At 66.4% G+C, this 16,152-nt stretch carries 17 protein-coding genes; 5 read left to right on the plus strand and 12 right to left on the minus strand.

The window, feature by feature from the left end; genetic code table 11:
- Positions 1-67: 67 nt before the first annotated feature.
- The 11 genes from ACSQ22_RS13305 to ACSQ22_RS13355 all read right to left on the minus strand — a co-directional run bounded on the left by ACSQ22_RS13305 (position 68) and on the right by ACSQ22_RS13355 (position 9,599).
- On the minus strand, positions 68-1,765 hold the full coding sequence (locus ACSQ22_RS13305; RefSeq protein WP_436130581.1) for an ABC1 kinase family protein: 1,698 nt from the start codon (positions 1,763-1,765) through the stop codon (positions 68-70).
- 15 nt (positions 1,766-1,780) lie between these two features.
- Positions 1,781-2,275 (minus strand): DUF2269 family protein, encoded by a 495-nt coding sequence (locus ACSQ22_RS13310; protein WP_436130582.1) that lies wholly within the window; start codon positions 2,273-2,275, stop codon positions 1,781-1,783.
- Positions 2,272-2,661: a DoxX-like family protein gene (locus ACSQ22_RS13315; protein ID WP_436130583.1), complete on the minus strand. Its 390-nt coding sequence runs from the start codon at positions 2,659-2,661 to the stop codon at positions 2,272-2,274. The genes ACSQ22_RS13310 and ACSQ22_RS13315 overlap by 4 nt, the downstream gene beginning before the upstream one ends.
- A complete protein-coding gene (locus ACSQ22_RS13320) occupies positions 2,658-3,785 on the minus strand; it encodes a saccharopine dehydrogenase family protein (RefSeq protein WP_436130584.1) in 1,128 nt (375 codons plus the stop codon). Before ACSQ22_RS13320 ends, ACSQ22_RS13315 begins: the two co-directional genes overlap by 4 nt.
- Positions 3,786-3,789: 4 nt before the next feature.
- A complete protein-coding gene (locus ACSQ22_RS13325) occupies positions 3,790-5,472 on the minus strand; it encodes an EAL domain-containing protein (RefSeq protein ID WP_436130585.1) in 1,683 nt (560 codons plus the stop codon).
- Positions 5,473-5,592: 120 nt separating this feature from the next.
- A complete protein-coding gene (gene modC / locus ACSQ22_RS13330) occupies positions 5,593-6,690 on the minus strand; it encodes a molybdenum ABC transporter ATP-binding protein (RefSeq protein ID WP_436130586.1) in 1,098 nt (365 codons plus the stop codon).
- Positions 6,690-7,373 (minus strand): molybdate ABC transporter permease subunit, encoded by a 684-nt coding sequence (modB, locus tag ACSQ22_RS13335; protein ID WP_431152295.1) that lies wholly within the window; start codon positions 7,371-7,373, stop codon positions 6,690-6,692. Before modB ends, modC begins: the two co-directional genes overlap by 1 nt.
- A gap of 35 nt (positions 7,374-7,408) precedes the next feature.
- A complete protein-coding gene (gene modA / locus ACSQ22_RS13340) occupies positions 7,409-8,176 on the minus strand; it encodes a molybdate ABC transporter substrate-binding protein (protein WP_436130587.1) in 768 nt (255 codons plus the stop codon).
- 82 nt (positions 8,177-8,258) lie between these two features.
- Complete coding sequence (locus ACSQ22_RS13345; protein ID WP_436130588.1) at positions 8,259-8,489, minus strand: DUF2798 domain-containing protein; 231 nt, start codon at positions 8,487-8,489, stop codon at positions 8,259-8,261.
- On the minus strand, positions 8,486-9,085 hold the full coding sequence (locus ACSQ22_RS13350) for a flavodoxin family protein (protein WP_436130589.1): 600 nt from the start codon (positions 9,083-9,085) through the stop codon (positions 8,486-8,488). The genes ACSQ22_RS13345 and ACSQ22_RS13350 overlap by 4 nt, the downstream gene beginning before the upstream one ends.
- 49 nt (positions 9,086-9,134) lie before the next feature.
- Positions 9,135-9,599 carry a DUF2938 domain-containing protein gene (locus ACSQ22_RS13355; RefSeq protein WP_436130673.1) on the minus strand — a complete coding sequence of 155 codons (465 nt, stop codon included), beginning with the start codon at positions 9,597-9,599 and terminating at the stop codon, positions 9,135-9,137.
- Positions 9,600-9,715: 116 nt separating this feature from the next.
- Between ACSQ22_RS13355 and ACSQ22_RS13360 the strand changes: the two genes are divergently transcribed.
- Both ACSQ22_RS13360 and ACSQ22_RS13365 read left to right on the plus strand, forming a co-directional pair.
- Positions 9,716-10,159 carry a helix-turn-helix domain-containing protein gene (locus ACSQ22_RS13360; protein ID WP_228899978.1) on the plus strand — a complete coding sequence of 148 codons (444 nt, stop codon included), beginning with the start codon at positions 9,716-9,718 and terminating at the stop codon, positions 10,157-10,159.
- Positions 10,160-10,185: 26 nt separating this feature from the next.
- Complete coding sequence (locus tag ACSQ22_RS13365) at positions 10,186-11,007, plus strand: TOBE domain-containing protein (protein WP_436130590.1); 822 nt, start codon at positions 10,186-10,188, stop codon at positions 11,005-11,007.
- A 125-nt stretch (positions 11,008-11,132) separates the two neighbouring features.
- Here ACSQ22_RS13365 and ACSQ22_RS13370 read toward each other — a convergent pair whose 3' ends face one another.
- Positions 11,133-12,281, minus strand: coding sequence for a helix-turn-helix domain-containing protein (locus ACSQ22_RS13370; RefSeq protein ID WP_436130591.1), 1,149 nt, complete (start codon positions 12,279-12,281; stop codon positions 11,133-11,135).
- A gap of 178 nt (positions 12,282-12,459) precedes the next feature.
- On the opposite strand from ACSQ22_RS13370, the gene ACSQ22_RS13375 reads away from it, so the two are divergent.
- The 3 genes from ACSQ22_RS13375 to ACSQ22_RS13385 are packed head-to-tail and all read left to right on the plus strand — an operon-like array spanning position 12,460 to position 16,139.
- A complete protein-coding gene (locus ACSQ22_RS13375; RefSeq protein WP_436130592.1) occupies positions 12,460-12,930 on the plus strand; it encodes a (2Fe-2S)-binding protein in 471 nt (156 codons plus the stop codon).
- A gap of 18 nt (positions 12,931-12,948) precedes the next feature.
- The gene (locus ACSQ22_RS13380) at positions 12,949-15,336 is read left to right on the plus strand and encodes a xanthine dehydrogenase family protein molybdopterin-binding subunit (RefSeq protein ID WP_121419341.1); all 2,388 of its coding nucleotides are present in this window, start codon (positions 12,949-12,951) and stop codon (positions 15,334-15,336) included.
- An 11-nt stretch (positions 15,337-15,347) separates the two neighbouring features.
- Positions 15,348-16,139 (plus strand): FAD binding domain-containing protein, encoded by a 792-nt coding sequence (locus tag ACSQ22_RS13385; protein ID WP_436130593.1) that lies wholly within the window; start codon positions 15,348-15,350, stop codon positions 16,137-16,139.
- Positions 16,140-16,152 lie beyond the last annotated feature (13 nt).

Genomic DNA, 16,152 nt, shown 5'->3' on the forward strand with positions numbered 1-16,152 from the left:
AGAAGGGCTACCGCCTCAGCGCCGTAGATCGGGCTGGCCCGAAGGGCTTAACCCGACAGCTGCATGCTCAGTCATCGTCGCGGTGGTGGCTGCTGCGCCAGATGGCGCGCACCAGCCACAGGCCACAAACCACGGCACCAGAGAACCCCAGGAAGCCAAACGCTGGCAGGCCAAACAGCGTAGGCCCACCCTTCACAGTCATCACGATGGACGAGCCAATGATGAGCGCTGCAATCACCAGCGCCATCGCCAGCCGGTTGGCCGACCGGTCGATCTGGTCGCCCACGCGCTTGAGGTGGGCCAGCTCGATGCCCACCTGCAGGTGCCCGCGCCGCGCATTGCGCAGCAGCCGCCCGAGGTCGTCCGGCAACTGCTCCACCGTGGCCAGTGCACGCCGCAGGGTGCTCCACGCGCGCCCGGCGAGCACTTTGGGCTCGTAGCGTGCGCGCACCACCTGCTTGAGCAGCGGCAGCGCTTCGCTGGCCATATGGAAGTCCGGATCGAGGTTGCGGCCCATGCCTTCGAGCGAGATGAAGGCCTTGATGAGCAGCGCGAGGTCGGACGGCAGGCCCAGGTGGTGTTCACGCAGGATGGCCGTCACGTCGGCCAGCATCTGCCCCAGGCTCAGCTGCGCCAGCGGCACGCCGTGGTACTGGTCCACAAAGGCCTCGATCTCGGTTTCGAGCTGGCCCAGGTTCAGGCCCTGCGCGTCGCCCGTCCAGTCCAGCAGCACGTCGGCCACGGCCTGAGGCTGGTGTTCGACCAGGCCCAGCAGCAGTTGCAGCAGCTCGTCGCGCCGGCGCTGCGACAGGCGGCCCACCATGCCGAAGTCGATGAAGGCAATGCGGTTGCCGGGCAGGTAGAACACGTTACCGGGGTGCGGATCGGCGTGGAAAACGCCGTCCTTCACGATCATCTGCAGCACTGCCTGCGCGCCCCGCTGCGCCAGCACGGTGCGGTCAAAACCGGCCTCGGGCGTCAGCGCCGCCAGGGCTCCGCCAGGCGTGCCGTCAATGAAGTCCTGCACGTTGATGCGCTCGCGCGTGTAGGCCCAGTGCACGCGCGGGATCACGATGTGGGGCAGCGCCGCCATGTTGGTGGCAATGCGTTCGGCCTGGCGGCATTCGCCGGCCAGGTCCAGCTCGCGTCGCAATGAGCGCGCGAACTCGCGCACCAGTTGCTGGGGCCGGTAGGGCTTGAGCGCGGGCAGCTCGGCCTCGGCCAGCGCGGCCAGGCGCTGCAGCAGGCGCAGGTCGGCCTGGATGGTGTCGGCAATGCCGGGGCGGCGGATCTTGACGATGACCTCGCTGCAGTCCTGCAGGCGTGCGCGGTGCACTTGCGCAATCGATGCGGCGGCCAGCGGCGTGGTGTCAAACCAGGCAAAAACGGCTTCGGGTTCGGCGCCCAGGTCTTCGCGCAGTTGCGGGCGCAGCGCATCGATGGGCACAGCGGGCACCTGGCTGTGCAGTTTCTCGAATTCTGCAATCCACTCCGGGCCAAACAGGTCGGCCCGGCCCGCAAGGATCTGGCCAAACTTGACGAACGCGGGGCCCAGCTCTTCGAGCGCCAGGCGCACCTGCACGGGCGGCTCCACGCGGGCCAGGTCTGCTGCGTGGGTCCAGTTCAGTGCCTGGCCCGCGCGCTCCAGCCGGTCGGCCAGGCCCAGGCGGCGCACGGTGTCGCCAAACCCGTGGCGCACCATCACGCCCAGGATTTCCTTCAGGCGCCCCAGGTCGCGGGCAGTGTCCAGGGTCTCGATCAGCATGGGGCGATGATAGGTTCAGAAGTTCAGGGTGGGTTTGTTCACCATCAGGTAGAACACCACGGCCATGGCCACAAAGGCCGGGTAGCCCAGTGCCTCCCACCAGCGGGCGTAGCGCCAGTACAAGGGCGGCAGCACGCCGCCGCCTGGTGCGGACTGCGCCGCCTCTGCAGTCTCTTTCGCTATGTCGCGCATGCGCAGCTGCAGCCACACCACAGGCAGCCAGCAGGCACCGGCCACCAGGTACAGCGCCATAGACACCGCGAGCCACGGCGTGCTCCAGGGCAGGCCCGCCATCGCAGCCATGGCCAGCCCCGTGGCGGGCTGGAGGAACACCGTGGGCGTGGTGAACCACCAGTCAGCCCGCACCACCAGGCGCGTGACCACCGCCTGCGCCTGCACATTGCCGCTGCGGTTGGTAAAGAACATGTAGAACGCCGAGCCCAGCCCGGTGCCCACCAGCAGCACGCTGGAGATGATGTGCAGCCATTTGAGGGTGAGGTACAGGCTCATGGCTTGGGTGGTGTCGTCGTCGCGTCTTGCAGCAGCACAAGCAGGATGGCGGCGATGGGCAGGTTTTTAGTCAGCGGGCCCAGCGGGTGCAGCCACCAGGACGGATCAACGAAAGTGGCCAACAGCGTCATGACCCCCATGAGCAGCAGCGCCGCCAAGTAGACGGCCCTGCGGGGGCGCCAGGCCATCCACAGGCCGATGACGGCGTCGGCGGTGGCACCCGCAAGGATCAGAAAGTGAGCCAGTCCTGGGGTACTCCAGGCTGGGGGCAGGCTGACCAGCAGTGCCCGGCTTTGTCCGTTCAACTCCACCACGCTGACGATGGCCGTGGCCAGCCACACAAACACCAGGCTCCAGCGCAGCAAGGCATAGGTGGCAGGGGTCATGGCTCCTCCACGATGTCCGTCACCATGCCCCACTTCGCAAACTCGGGTGCAAAGGCCGACAGCGGCAGCAGGCTGGTGCTGGTGTGTGCGCCGGTGGGCAAGGGTTGTCCAACAGCCAGTTGGCGCGCCAGCAGGATGGCGGCCATGCAGGGGATCTCGGGGCCATGGTCGTGGTCGGCTGCAATGTGCCAGGCGCGGCGGCGGGGCTGGCCTTGCGCACCGGTGCCCGCCACACGCACCACCATGCCGCCCAGCGGCGTGCCCAGAAAGTCCAGCGCGCCGCCCGCGTGGTGCATCAGCCAGGCCAGCTTTTCGGGATGGGGCAGCACGCCCCAATGGCGCAGCGCTGCAAGGGTGGCGAAGGCTCTCTGTGCCAGGCCCACCTCCAGCGCTGCGCGGAAGGTGACGCGGTCGCGGGCTTTGTAATGGGCTGGGAAAATTTCCAGATCCGGGATGTCGCAGACCGCCCCCAGGCGCGGTTGCAGCCGCTGGAACTGGACCGGCGTGGGCTGCGCCCAGCCCCGTTTCGGCTGCCAGCGGCCGTCTTGCCACACATCGATGGCCAGGCCGCAGTAGCTCAGCACGGCCGCCAGCGTGGCCTGTCCGCGTGGCGCGCGTTGCGCGGGGGCGATGCAGATATCGATGCTGTCAATGCACTGCCAGTCCGCGCACAGGTGGTCGATGACGGCCGAGGACAGCGCGGGCACGGTGCTGGCGCCAGCGATGGCGGTGCGTCCGGCGGCGGTAAACGCGGCCTGCATGGCAGCTGGAAAGTCGCACACAAAACGGCGGCCATCGGCCAGGTCGATGTAGTGCGCGCCCGCCTCAGCAGCGGCCTGGGCCACGCTGTAACCCTGTGCCTGAAAAGGCCCCGCAGTGTGGATGACCAGATCCACGCCCCATTCGCGCAAGGTGGCAGCCAGACCCGGGGCCTGGTGGTCGAGGACCACGCCCTGAGCGCCGTGGCCCAGTGTGTTCGCCAAGGCCTGGGCGCGGGATGCGTCGCGGCCTGCCACCAGCAGGGCGATGTGGTGGCGCGTGGCCGCGCCGCCTGCCAGCGCGCGGCAGATGCGTGCGCCAAAGTTGCCGTACCCGCCCAGGACCAGTGTTTTGAGTGTTGCCATGGGTTCAGAGTCCGGGGGCTGGCGCGATGGCGGGCGGGAGTGCTGAAAACGGTGTGGAACCCGCCGGGCGCAGCAAGGCCTGCAGCGCTGCGCGCTGGGGCTGCATGTGGGTGTGGTGCCAGTCGGGTACGTGGGCTGCTGGAATTGGTTTGCTGAACACGTAGCCCTGGATGCAGTGCAGCCCAATGGCGGCCAGCGTCTGCAGCTCCTCCACGGTCTCCACGCCTTCCACCACCACAGACAGGCCGAACTCGCCGGCCAGCGCGCTGATATGCCGCAGCAGCATCTGCCGCCGGCTGTCCTGCGGCAGCTTTCGCACAAAGAGCCGGTCGCATTTGATGCCTGCAATCGGCAGGTCGGCCAGCATGCCCAGCGACGAGTAGCCGGCGCCAAAGTCGTCCATCCACACGACAACACCCATGGCGCTGAGTGTGTGGATGGCGGCCACCATCTCCGTGCCCAGCGCAATGATGGCGTGTTCGGTCATTTCGAGTTTGAGGGTGCGCGGCGGCAGGCCGCGCAGGGCCAGTTCTTTACGCAGCCACGGGGCAAAGCGGTCGTCCAGCAGCGTGATGGGGGCCACGTTCACGCTGATGGTCGTGTCGTTCAGGCCCTGGGCTTGCCAGGCCTTGGCACTGTCGAGTGCGTTGCACAGGATCATCCGGTCCACTTCGGGCGTCTTGCCCTGCAACTCGCACACCAGCAGGAAGGTTTCAGGATTGATGGCGCCCAGGGTCGTGTCGGTCATGCGCAGCAGGGCCTCGAACTGCACGCCACGCTGCTGAAAATCGACGATGGGCTGAAAGTGCAACGCCAGGTTCTCCGGGTGCAGCAGCCGGTGCAAATGGTCTGCAATGAGCGACAGCTGCATGTCGCGCTGGGCGTTTTGCGCCGTGGCCGATGACCGCATCATCGACAGCCCGCGTCGCAAGAGCTGCTGGCGGCCAGCGTCCGAGCGCATGTTGCTCATCTGTTCCAGCGCTACGGCAATGGCAAAGGCCAGCACGGTGACCAGCAGCGCAATGCCGTCGGACTCCCCGCTCGGGTCGCCCAGGTGCAGTGCAAAGGTGTTGACCAGCATCCAGTGCAGCACCAGGATGGCCGCGCCGCACAGCACCTTGTCTTCCCAGGTTTGTGCGCGGTAGCGGGGCGTGAGCATGCTGAGCTTGGCCGAGCGGTGCCGGATTGCGGTGCACGCCGCAAGGGCCACGGCCGTGGCCATGGACGCCATGATCGCCAGCACATTGACCTGCGAAAAACTTTGCACGTGGCCCCAGGTGATCGCAAAGTGCCCCGTCAGCATGCCAGCCGCCAGCCATACACCGGCCACCACAATGCGCGCCTTGCTGGCGCTGGTGCTGAGTGTCGGAATGGTGAGTCGCGCACTCACCGCCATGATCAGCAGGCCACTGAGGGCGGGCACCAGCTCCAGCACGTGGTGCGCCAGCTCGGCATACATGAACAGACCCACCACATCCAGGGCCCAGACAATGCAGCCAATGCACAGGGCAGCTTGCGAGGCGCTGATGCGGCGGCTCGATGGATCGACCGAAAACGCCGTGTGTTCGACCAGGCGCTGGCACACATGCACCACCAGCGACGCGAAGATCCAGAACAGCAGGCTTTGGAGCAGCGGCGGAAACCCCACTGCAAACGCCATGGTGGCGTCGTGCCAGATTGAAACCATTTCCACCCCTTGTTCCCACCCTTGTTTTTTGACGGTCATCATACGACCGATGGGAGGCCCTGGTGGCCACTGGGTTCGCCTGTGAGGCCTTCGGTGGGGAGGCCTGGATTGCGCTGCCCATCAGTTCACGATGGCAATGCCCTTTACCTGCGCAAATACGGGTTGGCCAGGCGCCAGCGCCAGCGCCCGGGCAGAGCGTTGCGTGACCCGCGCCAGCAGCCGTGTGGTGCCTGCATCCAGGGCCACCATCATTTGCCCGGGGCTGTCTTCGCCCAGCGCCACCACCGTGGCTGGAAGCACATTGAGGATGCTGGTGTCGCTGGGTGCGGTGAGTGCCAGGCTTACATCACGCGCCTGCACCCGCAGCCGGATGGGCTCGCCCGTGGCTTGTGCCCTGGGGCTGACCAGCATCAGGTGCCCACCGCTGAATGCCACGGTCGTGATGTGGTCCTGCGGGTCGTGCTGTTGCACCGTGCCTTCGATCACCGTGGCGGCAGTGTCGCCATGGGCCAGGGGCAGGTCCAGCCGCACGATCAGTTCGTTGGTGCGGCCCTGGGCCAGCACACGGCCCTCGCGCAACAGCACCATGTGCCCGGCCAGACTTGCCACCTCGTCGATGGCGTGGCTCACATACAGCATGGGGATGTCGAGGGTGTGTTGTAACCGTTCCAGATAGGGCAGGACCTCGGCCTTGCGCTGGGCGTCCAGGGCAGCCAGGGGTTCGTCCATCAGCAGCAGGCGGGGGCTGGTGGCCAGCGCACGGGCGATGGCCACGCGCTGGCGCTCGCCGCCCGACAAGGCCTGGGGCTTGCGGTCCATCAGGGGGGCGATGCCCAGCAAGTCCACCGCCTGCTCCAGCGCCACCTTGCGGCGTGCGGGGGGCGTGCGCTTCAGGCCGTAGTCGATGTTTCCACGCACGCTCAGGTGGTCGAACAGACTGGCCTCCTGGAACACATAGCCCAGGCCCCGCTCGTGTGTGGCGCGCCAGATGGTCTGTGCATCGTCCTGCCACACCTCGCCGTTGACCTCCACACGCCCAGGCTGCGCGCGCTCCAGACCGGCAATCGCGCGCAGGCAGGAGGTCTTGCCGCAGCCCGAGGGGCCGAAGAGGGCGGTCACACCCCGGCCGGGCAATTGCAGGTCCACATCCAGCGTAAACCCGGGGCGAGTCAGCGTCAGTTGCGCGGTGATCTGTGCCGAAGAAGCAGTGGTGGTCATCACTGCACCATCGACAAGGTTTTGCGGCGGGTGAGGTTCAGCCCCAGCAGCACCACAAACGAAAACAGCACCATGCCGCCCGCCAGCCAGTGCGCCTGGGTGTATTCCAGCGCCTCGACGTGGTCGTAAATCTGCACAGACACCACGCGCGTGACACCCGGGATGTTGCCGCCCAGCATGAGCACCACACCAAACTCGCCCACGGTGTGCGCAAAGCTCAGGATCGCGGCGGTGATGAACCCGGGGCGCGCCAGCGGCAGCGCTACGGTGAAGAAACGGTCCAACGGCCCTGCGCCCAGCGTGGCCGCAGCCTCCAGCGGGCGCCGGCCGATGGCTTCAAAAGCGTGCTGCAGAGGCTGCACCGCAAAAGGCAGCGAATAGATGAGCGAGCCCACCACCAACCCCCAGAAGGTAAAGGGCAGGGTGCCGAACCCCAACCACTGCGTGAACTGCCCCAGGGGGCCGTTGGGGCCGAGCGTGACTAGCAGGTAAAAGCCGATCACCGTGGGCGGCAGCACCAGCGGCAGCGCCACCACTGCCGACACCGGGCCGCGCCAGCGCGACGGCGTGTGCGCCAGCCACCAGGCCAGGGGCGTGCACAGCACCAGCAGCAACACCATGGTGGTGCCCGCCAGCCGCAGCGTGAGGCCGATGGCAGCCAGATCAGCGCTGGAAAATGGCATGAAGATGGGCGATCCGTCGATGGGGCTATAGGCGGTCAGAAACTATAGCCGTACGATTGAATGATTGCGCGCGCCTTGCTGCCGCGCAGGTAGGTCAGCAGTGCGCTGGCCGCCGCGCTGTCCTTGCCTGGCATCAGCAGCACTGCATCTTGCCGGATGGGTTCGTGCAGGCTGGCCGGCACCTGCCAGGCCGAGCCACTGCGGATCTTGCCATCGGCCATCACCTGCGACAGCGCCACAAAGCCCAGCTGCGCATTGCCGGTGGAGACAAACTGGAAGGTCTGGGCGATGTTCTCGCCTTGCACCAGGCGCGGCTGCAGGGCCGTCGCCACGCCCAGCTTTTCCATCACCTGCAGGGCCGCCGCGCCATAGGGCGCCAGCTTGGGGTTGGCAATGGCCAGGTGTTTGAAGTCACCCGACTTGAGCACATCGCCCTTGGCATCCACGGTGCCGGGTTGTGCGCTCCACAGCACCAGCGTGCCGATGGCATAGGTAAAGCGCGAGTGGGCTACGGCCTTGCCCTCGCGCTCCAGCCGGGCAGGTGTGGTGTCGTCGGCCGACAGCAGCACCTGAAACGGCGCCCCGTGGGTGATCTGCGCGTAAAACTTGCCGGTGGCACCGAACGAGAGCTCGGCCTTGTGGCCCGTGTCGGCCTCAAAAGCTGCGGCGATCTTCTGCATGGGCGCCGTGAAATTGGCGGCCACCGCGACCGAGACGGTGTCGGCATGTGCCATCCCTAGCATGGCCCATGCAACACCAGCACAGGCGAGGGTGCGGATCATGGATGCGGCGAGGTGGGGCATGGTGGCTGGCGCAAAAGCGCTATTCGTTTATGGAATAGCGAGAGTATAGGCAAGGTCGTGCGTTTTCCCTGCCTGCCTCTGTCTATCCATCACGCGCGACGACCCGCGTCACCAGCTTGCGAGCCAGCGGCGCCGCCAGCATGACCGCCGGGAAGGCGAACAGCCACCCCGTGAGCCACGCGCCCGCCCAGAGGCCTAGAAACCCCTGGTCCACCTGCGCGGCTCGAAAGGTGGAGATGCCGGACACCAGCAGCGACATCACGCCCGACAGGATGAAGCTGAACAGCACGGGGCCGTAGCGGGCGGGGATCATGCAGCCACCGCCTCGGCGGGTTGGTGTGCCGCCACACCGCCCAGGCGCTGCAAGGTCTCGGCGAAATGCAGCCCAAACATGCGGGCGGTCTTGGTATCGCCTGGCACAAACGCATCCGCTGCCGCCCCATGGCCTGCCTGCGCCATCAGGCCCGACCAGGATCCGAGACGGTTGGCTGCTTCGTCATACGGAACCCCGGTGTGCTGCTCGGGCAGGATGGGGTTGCCCACCCACACCATGCCGTGCTGCATGGCAAACACCCACATCGACAGCAGTGTGGACTGCTTGTCGCCCGCTGGCAGCGACGACACGGTGAAGCCCGCCGCGAGCTTGTTCTTGAGCTGCTGCGTTTTCCACAGACGGCCGGTGGCGTCCATGAAGGTCTTGAACGGACCGGAGACTCCGCCCAGGTAGGTGGGCGAGCCCAGGATGAAGCCGTCGTAGTGCAACAGGCTGTCGGGTGCGTGGGCCAGGTCTTCGGCTTGGCGTAACTCGGCATGGATGCCGGAAACGCCCTGGGCGCCCTCCAGAACGTGGCGGGCGATGTGTGCGGTGTGTCCGTGGGCGCTGTGATAAATGATGGCGATGGTTTTCATGGCATGGGTTCCAAACAAGTGATTTCGAGGGGAAAAACGCGCAGAACCGTCATCGAGAAATCAGTGCGATGGCGAGCGCAGACAGGTACAGGCCGAAGCCAAAGACGGTGTGGTTGGCCAAGCTGCGCAGGCAGTTCTTGAGCGGCGTGGGCGTGCGCGATGCCGCAAAGCCCGAGCCCATGGCGGGCTGCATCACCAGCAGCGGCGCCGCCACGGTGCAGACGCCCACGGCCAACGCGGGCAGCAGGGTGGGGCTGCGTACCCAGTCGGCGCCCTGGAGGCCGACCAGCACGGTGGAAAACGCCATGCCCACGGCGTAGTGCGTGAGCCAGCCCCAGGCCAATTCCCCCCGGATGGGCACCGCCTTGGCGATGGCGGCATGGGCAAACTGGCCCCGAAACAGATGGCCCACCCAGCGGCCGATGAAGGCGAAGTTGAGGGTGGGGACGCCCAGATGCTTGAGCAGTAAAAGCCATGCGTCCATGACGGCGGTGGCGCCGATGCCTATCAGCATCGCGAGGGGAAATTCTTGCAGTGGGAGTGTCATCAAAGCACCTCGAAAAGTTGACGGAAGCAGGTTTTGAAGGGAATATAGAAGTTCAAGTCAACTTGAAGTCAAGGGGTTTTTTGATGGACATTGCCGAAGTCGCCAAACGCTCCGGGCTGCGGGCCTCCACGCTGCGGTATTACGAGGAAAAGGGGTTGATCCACTCTGTAGGCCAACCTGGCGAGCGCCGTCGTTTTGCGCCGGGCGTGCTGGACCAGCTGGCGCTGATTGCATTGGGGCAATCGGCCGGGTTCTCGCTGGACGACATCCGTGCCATGTTTTTGCCCAGCGGCGAGCCCAGCATTGACCGGCAACTGCTCTCGGCCAAGGCCGATGAACTCGATGCCATGGTCAAACGCCTCAAGGCCATGAGCAACGGCCTGCGGCATGCAGCAGCCTGCCCGGCCGAGAGCCATGCGCAATGCCCCTCCTTCCAGCGGCTGCTGAAGGCCGCAGCGACTGGCGCGCTGGAGCGCCAGCAGAAGCTGGCAAAGCCCGTCACGGGGCTGCGCCGCAAGGCGGCGTGAAGGGAGCGCTCAGGCATCATCCGCGCATGCCTGTATCTCTTTCTCTCACGGATGCGCTGGGCCATGCCCTGGCCGACAAACGCATCGACATCCTGCGCCAGATTGGCACCTGTGGCTCCATCTCGCAGGCCGCGCGTGCCGTGGGCGTGAGCTACAAGGCCGCGTGGCAGGCGGTGGACACGCTGACCAATCTGGCGGGCACGCCGCTGGTGGCCCGTGCGGTGGGTGGGGCAGGGGGCGGCGGTGCGCAGCTGACCGAGGCGGGGCACCAGTTGCTGGCGGCGGCAAATGCGATGGCGCAGGCGCGGGGCGCTGTGCTGTCGCGCTGGCAGGCTACGCCCCATGCGGGCCCTGCGCTGGCGCGGCTGGCGGTGCGCACCAGCATGCGCAACCAGTTGCCGTGTGTGGTGGAGCGGCTGGTGGTGCAGGGGCAGATCGTGGCGGTGCACCTGCGGTTGGGCAATGCGAGCGATGGCGACGGTGCCGCAATGGGCGTGCCTGCAGCACTGGCCGCGCGCATCACCCGCGAGAGTGCGGAGCTGCTGGGCCTGCAGCCGGGGCTGGCCGTGCAGGCGCTGTGCAAGGCCACGGCCGTGCGCGTGGATCGGGGTGGTCGTTTGGCATCAGCGTCTGGATCTGCGGTGGCCGATGCACCCGGCATCCACCGCCTGCCTGCAAAAGCCACGCGCGTGGTGCGGGGCGAGTCGGGCGATGAGGTGTCTGCCGAGCTGTCGGGTGGCTTGCAGATGGTGGGTTTTGCGGCGCCCGGCAGTGGCCTGCGCGCGGGCAGCCCGGTCGTGCTGGTGGTGGAAGACAACGCCGTGGTCCTGGCCTTGGCCGAGGTCTGAGACTGGGCCCGTTGTGGGAATTGCGCTATACATTTTATAGCTATTGGGGCTTGCTGAGTAAGCGCTAGCGGCCAATTTGATGCAAATATCTGCTACGCCTTGTTGGCAGGTGCCGCAGCCGCCGATCACAGCCCCTTGGGATGGCCCAGTTTGCGATACACCGTGGCGCGGCTGATGCCGAGCACCCGGGCAGCTTCTGCCACATTGCCACGGGCGTCTTGCACGGCTTGGCGAATCAGGGCGGTTTCAGCCTCGCGCAGCGGTGCGGCCGTGGGTGAGGCGCCCGCCAGCGCCTGGGACAGGGTGGCAACAGGCTGGCTGGCGCCACGGGTGTTTTCTGGCCGTTGCGCTAGCGCCTGCAGGCGCAGGCCCGACCACAGGGGCAAATCGATCGGCTGCGCCGGGTGCCGCCGCGCAGCATCGAACAACATGGCCCACGGCATGGCCAGCAGGTCGCTGGCGTGGGTGGGCGCACCCGGGGTGCGCAGTGGCTGGGGCACCAGTTGGCGGGCCATGCTGTTGCAGCCCACCACAAATCCATCGCCGTCCAGTGCCAGCAGGCCGTCGCCCTCGCTGCCCAGCGGGCCGCCGGGCCAGTTCACGCGCAGCAGCAGGGCATGGGGCAATTGCAGCAGCAAGGCGTCTTCCATGGCGCGGGCCGATCGGGCCACCAGGTGGCGCAGCTCGGGCCGCTCGGGCACATCCACGCCGGTCAGGTCCAGCATGCCCACACACTGGCCCTGCGGGTCGAACAGCGGTGCGCCTGCACAGCTGTAGCTGGCGTTGTCATCAAAGAAGTGTTCGCCCCGGTGCAGCCACACCGGCTGTAGTTCGGCCAGCGCAGCGCCGATGGCTGTGGTGCCCACTGCCGCTTCCGACAGGTCGATGCCCACGCGGCCAATGGCGCTGGCGCGCGGGTCGCCCGGGTCGCAATGGCCTTGCACGTCCACCACGATGCCGCGTGCGTCCGTCAGCATGGCGAAGTAGTGCATGCCCGCAATCGCGCGGGTGAGCTGTTGCAGCACGGGCCGTGCCGCGCGCAGCAGGTGGTGGTTCTGTTCCTGGCTACGGCGCAGCGCCGTGGCGCTGACGGCGTCAAATGCCACACGGTGGGTGGGGTTGAGCCCCTGGGCCAGGCAGCGTTGCCACGACCGTGCAATCCATGGCTCCACCTCGGCCCGCAGGGGCGCTGCGCCATCCGCCAGCAAGCTTTGGCGCGCCTGTGCAATCAGTGCGTGGCGGTGGGCGGGGGAGGTGGGCGCGGAGGACAGCATGGTGAACCGAATCCTTGAGCTGCGCATGATGCGCTGGTGTGCGCTGCAACATGTTTCATTTTGAGAATATCCGGCCGGGGCTGCCGGAAATCTAGGGTTGTCCCTAGGGATGGGTGGTGGGGCGCGGCAGAAGATGCGCGAGGTCAGTCCAGCCAAAACCTATTCAGGAGACAGCCAGATGCAAGTCCAGTTCACGGTCAACGGGCGCGCTGCCAGTGTTGACATCCCCCCCAATACCCTGCTTGTCCATGCGCTGCGAGAGCACCTTCTGCTCACCGGCACCCATGTGGGTTGTGACACCAGCCAGTGCGGGGCGTGTACGGTGCATGTGAACGGCAGGGCCGTCAAATCCTGCGCCATGCTGGCGGTGCAGGCCCAGGGGGCCGAGGTGACCACCATCGAAGGCATGGCCACCCCCGACGGCACCATGCACCCCATGCAGGCCGCGTTCAAGGAATGCCACGGCCTGCAATGCGGCTTCTGCACCCCGGGCATGGTGATGAGTGCGGTGGACCTGTGCAAGAACCACCCCAACGCCAGCGAAGGCGAGATCCGCGAGCTGCTCGAAGGGAACATCTGCCGCTGCACGGGCTACCAGAACATCGTGCGCGCAGTGCAGGTTGGCCAAAAGGCCATGGCTTCAGCGTAAACACACAGGAGAAGAACCATGGGTGCATCCGACTTTTCCAAGCTGCCGCACATCGGCGAATCGCTCAAGCGCAAGGAAGACTACCGCTTCCTGACCGGCGCGGGCCAGTACACCGACGACGTGGTGCTGGCGGCGCAAAGCCATGCGGTGTTTGTGCGCTCGCCGCACGCACACGCCAAGATCAACAGCATCAATGTGGAAGCGGCCAAGGCCGCGCCGGGCGTGCTGGGCGTGTTCACCGGTGCCGACGTGGCGGCCGACAACATCAACGGCCTGCCTTGCGGCTGGCTCATCACCAGCACCGACGGTCAGCCCATGAAGGAGCCGCCGCACCCCATCCTGGCGCAGGGCAAGGTGCGCTATGTGGGCGACCACGTGGCCATCGTCGTGGCGCTGACGCAGCAGCAGGCGCGTGATGCGGCCGAGCTGGTGGAGGTAGATTACGACGTGTTGCCCGCCGTGGTCAGTGTGGCCGATGCCGCAGCAGGCACCGTGGCGGGCGCAGGGCTGCATGACGCCGCGCCGGACAACCATTGCTACAAATGGGCCATTGGCGACAAGGGCGCGGTGGACGCCGCATTTGCCAACGCCGCGCACGTGACGAAGCTGGATCTGGTCAACAACCGCCTCATCCCCAACGCGATGGAGCCCCGCGCCGCCATTGGCTCGTACAGCCGCGCCAACGACGAATACACGCTGTACGTCAGCAACCAGAACCCGCACGTCGAGCGGCTGCTGATGACCGCCTTTGTGATGGGCCTGCCCGAGCACAAGGTGCGCGTGATTGCGCCCGATGTGGGGGGCGGCTTTGGCTCCAAGATCTTCTTGTATGCCGAGGACGTGTGCCTGACCTGGGCGGCCAAGAAGCTCAACCGCAACATCAAGTGGGTGGCCGATCGCAGTGAGTCTTTTGTGTCGGACGCGCATGGCCGCGACCATGTAAGCCACGCAGAGATGGCCATGGACAAAGACGGAAAGTTCTTGGCCATGCGCGTGCACACCGATGCCAACATGGGCGCCTACCTCAGCACATTTGCCAGCGCCGTGCCCACCATCCTGTACGCCACGCTGCTGGCCGGGCAATACACCACCCCGCAGATCTATGTCGAGGTCGATGCCTGGTTCACCAACACCGCACCAGTCGATGCCTACCGCGGCGCAGGCCGGCCCGAGGCCACCTACCTGCTGGAACGGCTGGTGTCGCGCTGTGGCTGGGAGATGGGCCTGGGCCAGGACGAAATCCGCAAACGTAACTTCATCACCAGCTGGCCCTACCAGACGCCCGTGGCACTGCAGTACGACGTGGGCGATTACCACGCCTGTATGACGCAAGCGCAGGAGCTGGCCGACGTGGCGGGCTTTGCGGCGCGCAAGGCGGCCAGCGAGGCCAAGGGCTTGAAGCGTGGCATCGGCTACAGCAGCTACATCGAAGCGTGTGGGATTGCGCCGTCCAACATCGCGGGCGCCCTGGGCGCGCGCGCAGGTCTGTTTGAATGCGGCGAAGTGCGTGTGCATCCCACGGGCAGCGTGACGGTGTTCACTGGCTCGCACAGCCACGGCCAGGGGCACGAGACCACCTTTGCGCAGGTGGTGGCCGCGCGCCTGGGCATCCCGGTGGAGAACGTGGACATCGTGCACGGCGACACGGGCCGCGTGCCGTTTGGCATGGGTACCTATGGCTCGCGCTCCATCAGCGTGGGCGGCGCGGCCATCATGAAGGCGCTGGACAAGATCGAGGCCAAGGCCAAGAAGATTGCTGCGCATTTGATGGAGGCCAGCGACGCCGACATCGACTTCAGCGGCGGTGAGTTCACCGTGCGCGGCACGGACAAGAAGATCCCCTTCGGCCAGGTGGCACTCACGGCCTATGTGCCGCACAACTACCCGCTCGACAAGCTCGAACCGGGCCTCAACGAAACCGCGTTCTACGACCCGACCAACTTCACCTTCCCTGCTGGCACCTACATCTGCGAAGTGGAGGTGGACCCGGCCACAGGCAGCACCCGCGTAGACAAGTTCACGGCCGTGGACGACTTCGGCACCATCATCAACCCCATGATCGTGGAGGGCCAGGTGCACGGAGGCCTGGTGCAGGGCATCGGCCAGGCGCTGATGGAAAACTGCGTGTACGACCGTGAAACGGGTCAGCTCCTGACCGGCAGCTTCATGGACTACGCCATGCCGCGCGCTGATGACTTCCCCGAGTTCAAGCTGGGCCATGTGTGTACCCCCTGCACGCACAACCCGCTGGGGACCAAAGGCTGCGGCGAGGCGGGGGCGATTGGCTCGCCACCGGCGGTGATCAATGCGGTGCTGGATGCACTGCGCCCGCTGGGGGTTAAAGAGTTCGACATGCCCGCATCGCCACACCGTGTGTGGGAAGCGATTCAGAGTGCCAAAGCCTGAGGAGAACCAGCATGTACGCATTCACCTTTGAAAATCCCTCCTCCACCGCCGCCGCTGCACAGCTCATCGCCCAGGGCGGCAAGCTGCTGGCCGGTGGCCAAAGCCTGCTGCCATCGATGCGGCTGCGCCTGGCCAACCCCGAGAAGATCGTTGACCTCAACAGCATCCCCGAGCTGGCGGGCATCCGCCGCGAGGGCAACGCGCTGGTCATCGGCGCCATGACGCGCCACATGGACGTGGCCAACAGCGCCGATGTCAAGGCCGCCATCCCCGCGCTGGCCGACTTGGCCGCGCACATCGGCGACCGGCAGGTGCGCGCACGCGGCACGCTGGGTGGTTCGGTGGCCAACAACGACCCAGCGGCGTGCTACCCCAGCGCCGTGCTGGGCCTGGGCGCCACAGTCATCACCAACCAGCGCGAGATTGCGGCCGACGACTTTTTTGTGGGCATGTACACCACGGCGCTGGAAGAGGGCGAGATCATCACCGCCATCCGCTTTCCGATTCCGAAGCGCGCTGCGTACCTCAAGTTCAAGCAGGCTGCATCGCGCTTCTCGCTGGTGGGTGTGTTTGTGGCGCAGACCGACGGCGGTGTGCGCGTGGCCATCACGGGCGCGGCCAGCAGCGTGTTCCGGCATGCGGGGCTGGAGGCAGCGCTGAACCAGAGCTTTACGCCAGCATCGGCGGCGGCGGTGAAGATCGATGCAAGCGATCTCAACGCTGACATCCACGCCAGTGCGGCCTATCGCGCCAACCTCATCAGCGTGCAGACCCAAAGAGCAGTAGCGCAAATCCTGGGCTGATGGGGGATAGCAC

Origin of the sequence: Acidovorax sp. LjRoot38 (assembly GCF_964252975.1) — a bacterium.
Classification (GTDB): domain Bacteria; phylum Pseudomonadota; class Gammaproteobacteria; order Burkholderiales; family Burkholderiaceae_C; genus Acidovorax; species Acidovorax facilis.

What these genes read in the sequence shown, in the direction of transcription:
- ACSQ22_RS13305 (WP_436130581.1), bottom strand. Translation starts at nt 1,765, where the DNA reads ATGCTGATCGAGACCCTGGACACTGCCCGCGACCTGGGGCGCCTGAAG.
- modB (WP_431152295.1), bottom strand. Translation starts at nt 7,373, where the DNA reads ATGCCATTTTCCAGCGCTGATCTGGCTGCCATCGGCCTCACGCTGCGG.
- modA (WP_436130587.1), bottom strand. Translation starts at nt 8,176, where the DNA reads ATGCCCCACCTCGCCGCATCCATGATCCGCACCCTCGCCTGTGCTGGT.
- ACSQ22_RS13325 (WP_436130585.1), bottom strand. Translation starts at nt 5,472, where the DNA reads ATGGTTTCAATCTGGCACGACGCCACCATGGCGTTTGCAGTGGGGTTT.
- ACSQ22_RS13345 (WP_436130588.1), bottom strand. Translation starts at nt 8,489, where the DNA reads ATGATCCCCGCCCGCTACGGCCCCGTGCTGTTCAGCTTCATCCTGTCG.
- ACSQ22_RS13355 (WP_436130673.1), bottom strand. Translation starts at nt 9,599, where the DNA reads ATGCTGATAGGCATCGGCGCCACCGCCGTCATGGACGCATGGCTTTTA.
- ACSQ22_RS13370 (WP_436130591.1), bottom strand. Translation starts at nt 12,281, where the DNA reads ATGCTGTCCTCCGCGCCCACCTCCCCCGCCCACCGCCACGCACTGATT.
- ACSQ22_RS13360 (WP_228899978.1), top strand. Translation starts at nt 9,716, where the DNA reads ATGGACATTGCCGAAGTCGCCAAACGCTCCGGGCTGCGGGCCTCCACG.
- ACSQ22_RS13350 (WP_436130589.1), bottom strand. Translation starts at nt 9,085, where the DNA reads ATGAAAACCATCGCCATCATTTATCACAGCGCCCACGGACACACCGCA.
- ACSQ22_RS13365 (WP_436130590.1), top strand. Translation starts at nt 10,186, where the DNA reads ATGCCTGTATCTCTTTCTCTCACGGATGCGCTGGGCCATGCCCTGGCC.
- ACSQ22_RS13310 (WP_436130582.1), bottom strand. Translation starts at nt 2,275, where the DNA reads ATGAGCCTGTACCTCACCCTCAAATGGCTGCACATCATCTCCAGCGTG.
- modC (WP_436130586.1), bottom strand. Translation starts at nt 6,690, where the DNA reads ATGACCACCACTGCTTCTTCGGCACAGATCACCGCGCAACTGACGCTG.
- ACSQ22_RS13320 (WP_436130584.1), bottom strand. Translation starts at nt 3,785, where the DNA reads ATGGCAACACTCAAAACACTGGTCCTGGGCGGGTACGGCAACTTTGGC.
- ACSQ22_RS13375 (WP_436130592.1), top strand. Translation starts at nt 12,460, where the DNA reads ATGCAAGTCCAGTTCACGGTCAACGGGCGCGCTGCCAGTGTTGACATC.
- ACSQ22_RS13380 (WP_121419341.1), top strand. Translation starts at nt 12,949, where the DNA reads ATGGGTGCATCCGACTTTTCCAAGCTGCCGCACATCGGCGAATCGCTC.
- ACSQ22_RS13315 (WP_436130583.1), bottom strand. Translation starts at nt 2,661, where the DNA reads ATGACCCCTGCCACCTATGCCTTGCTGCGCTGGAGCCTGGTGTTTGTG.
- ACSQ22_RS13385 (WP_436130593.1), top strand. Translation starts at nt 15,348, where the DNA reads ATGTACGCATTCACCTTTGAAAATCCCTCCTCCACCGCCGCCGCTGCA.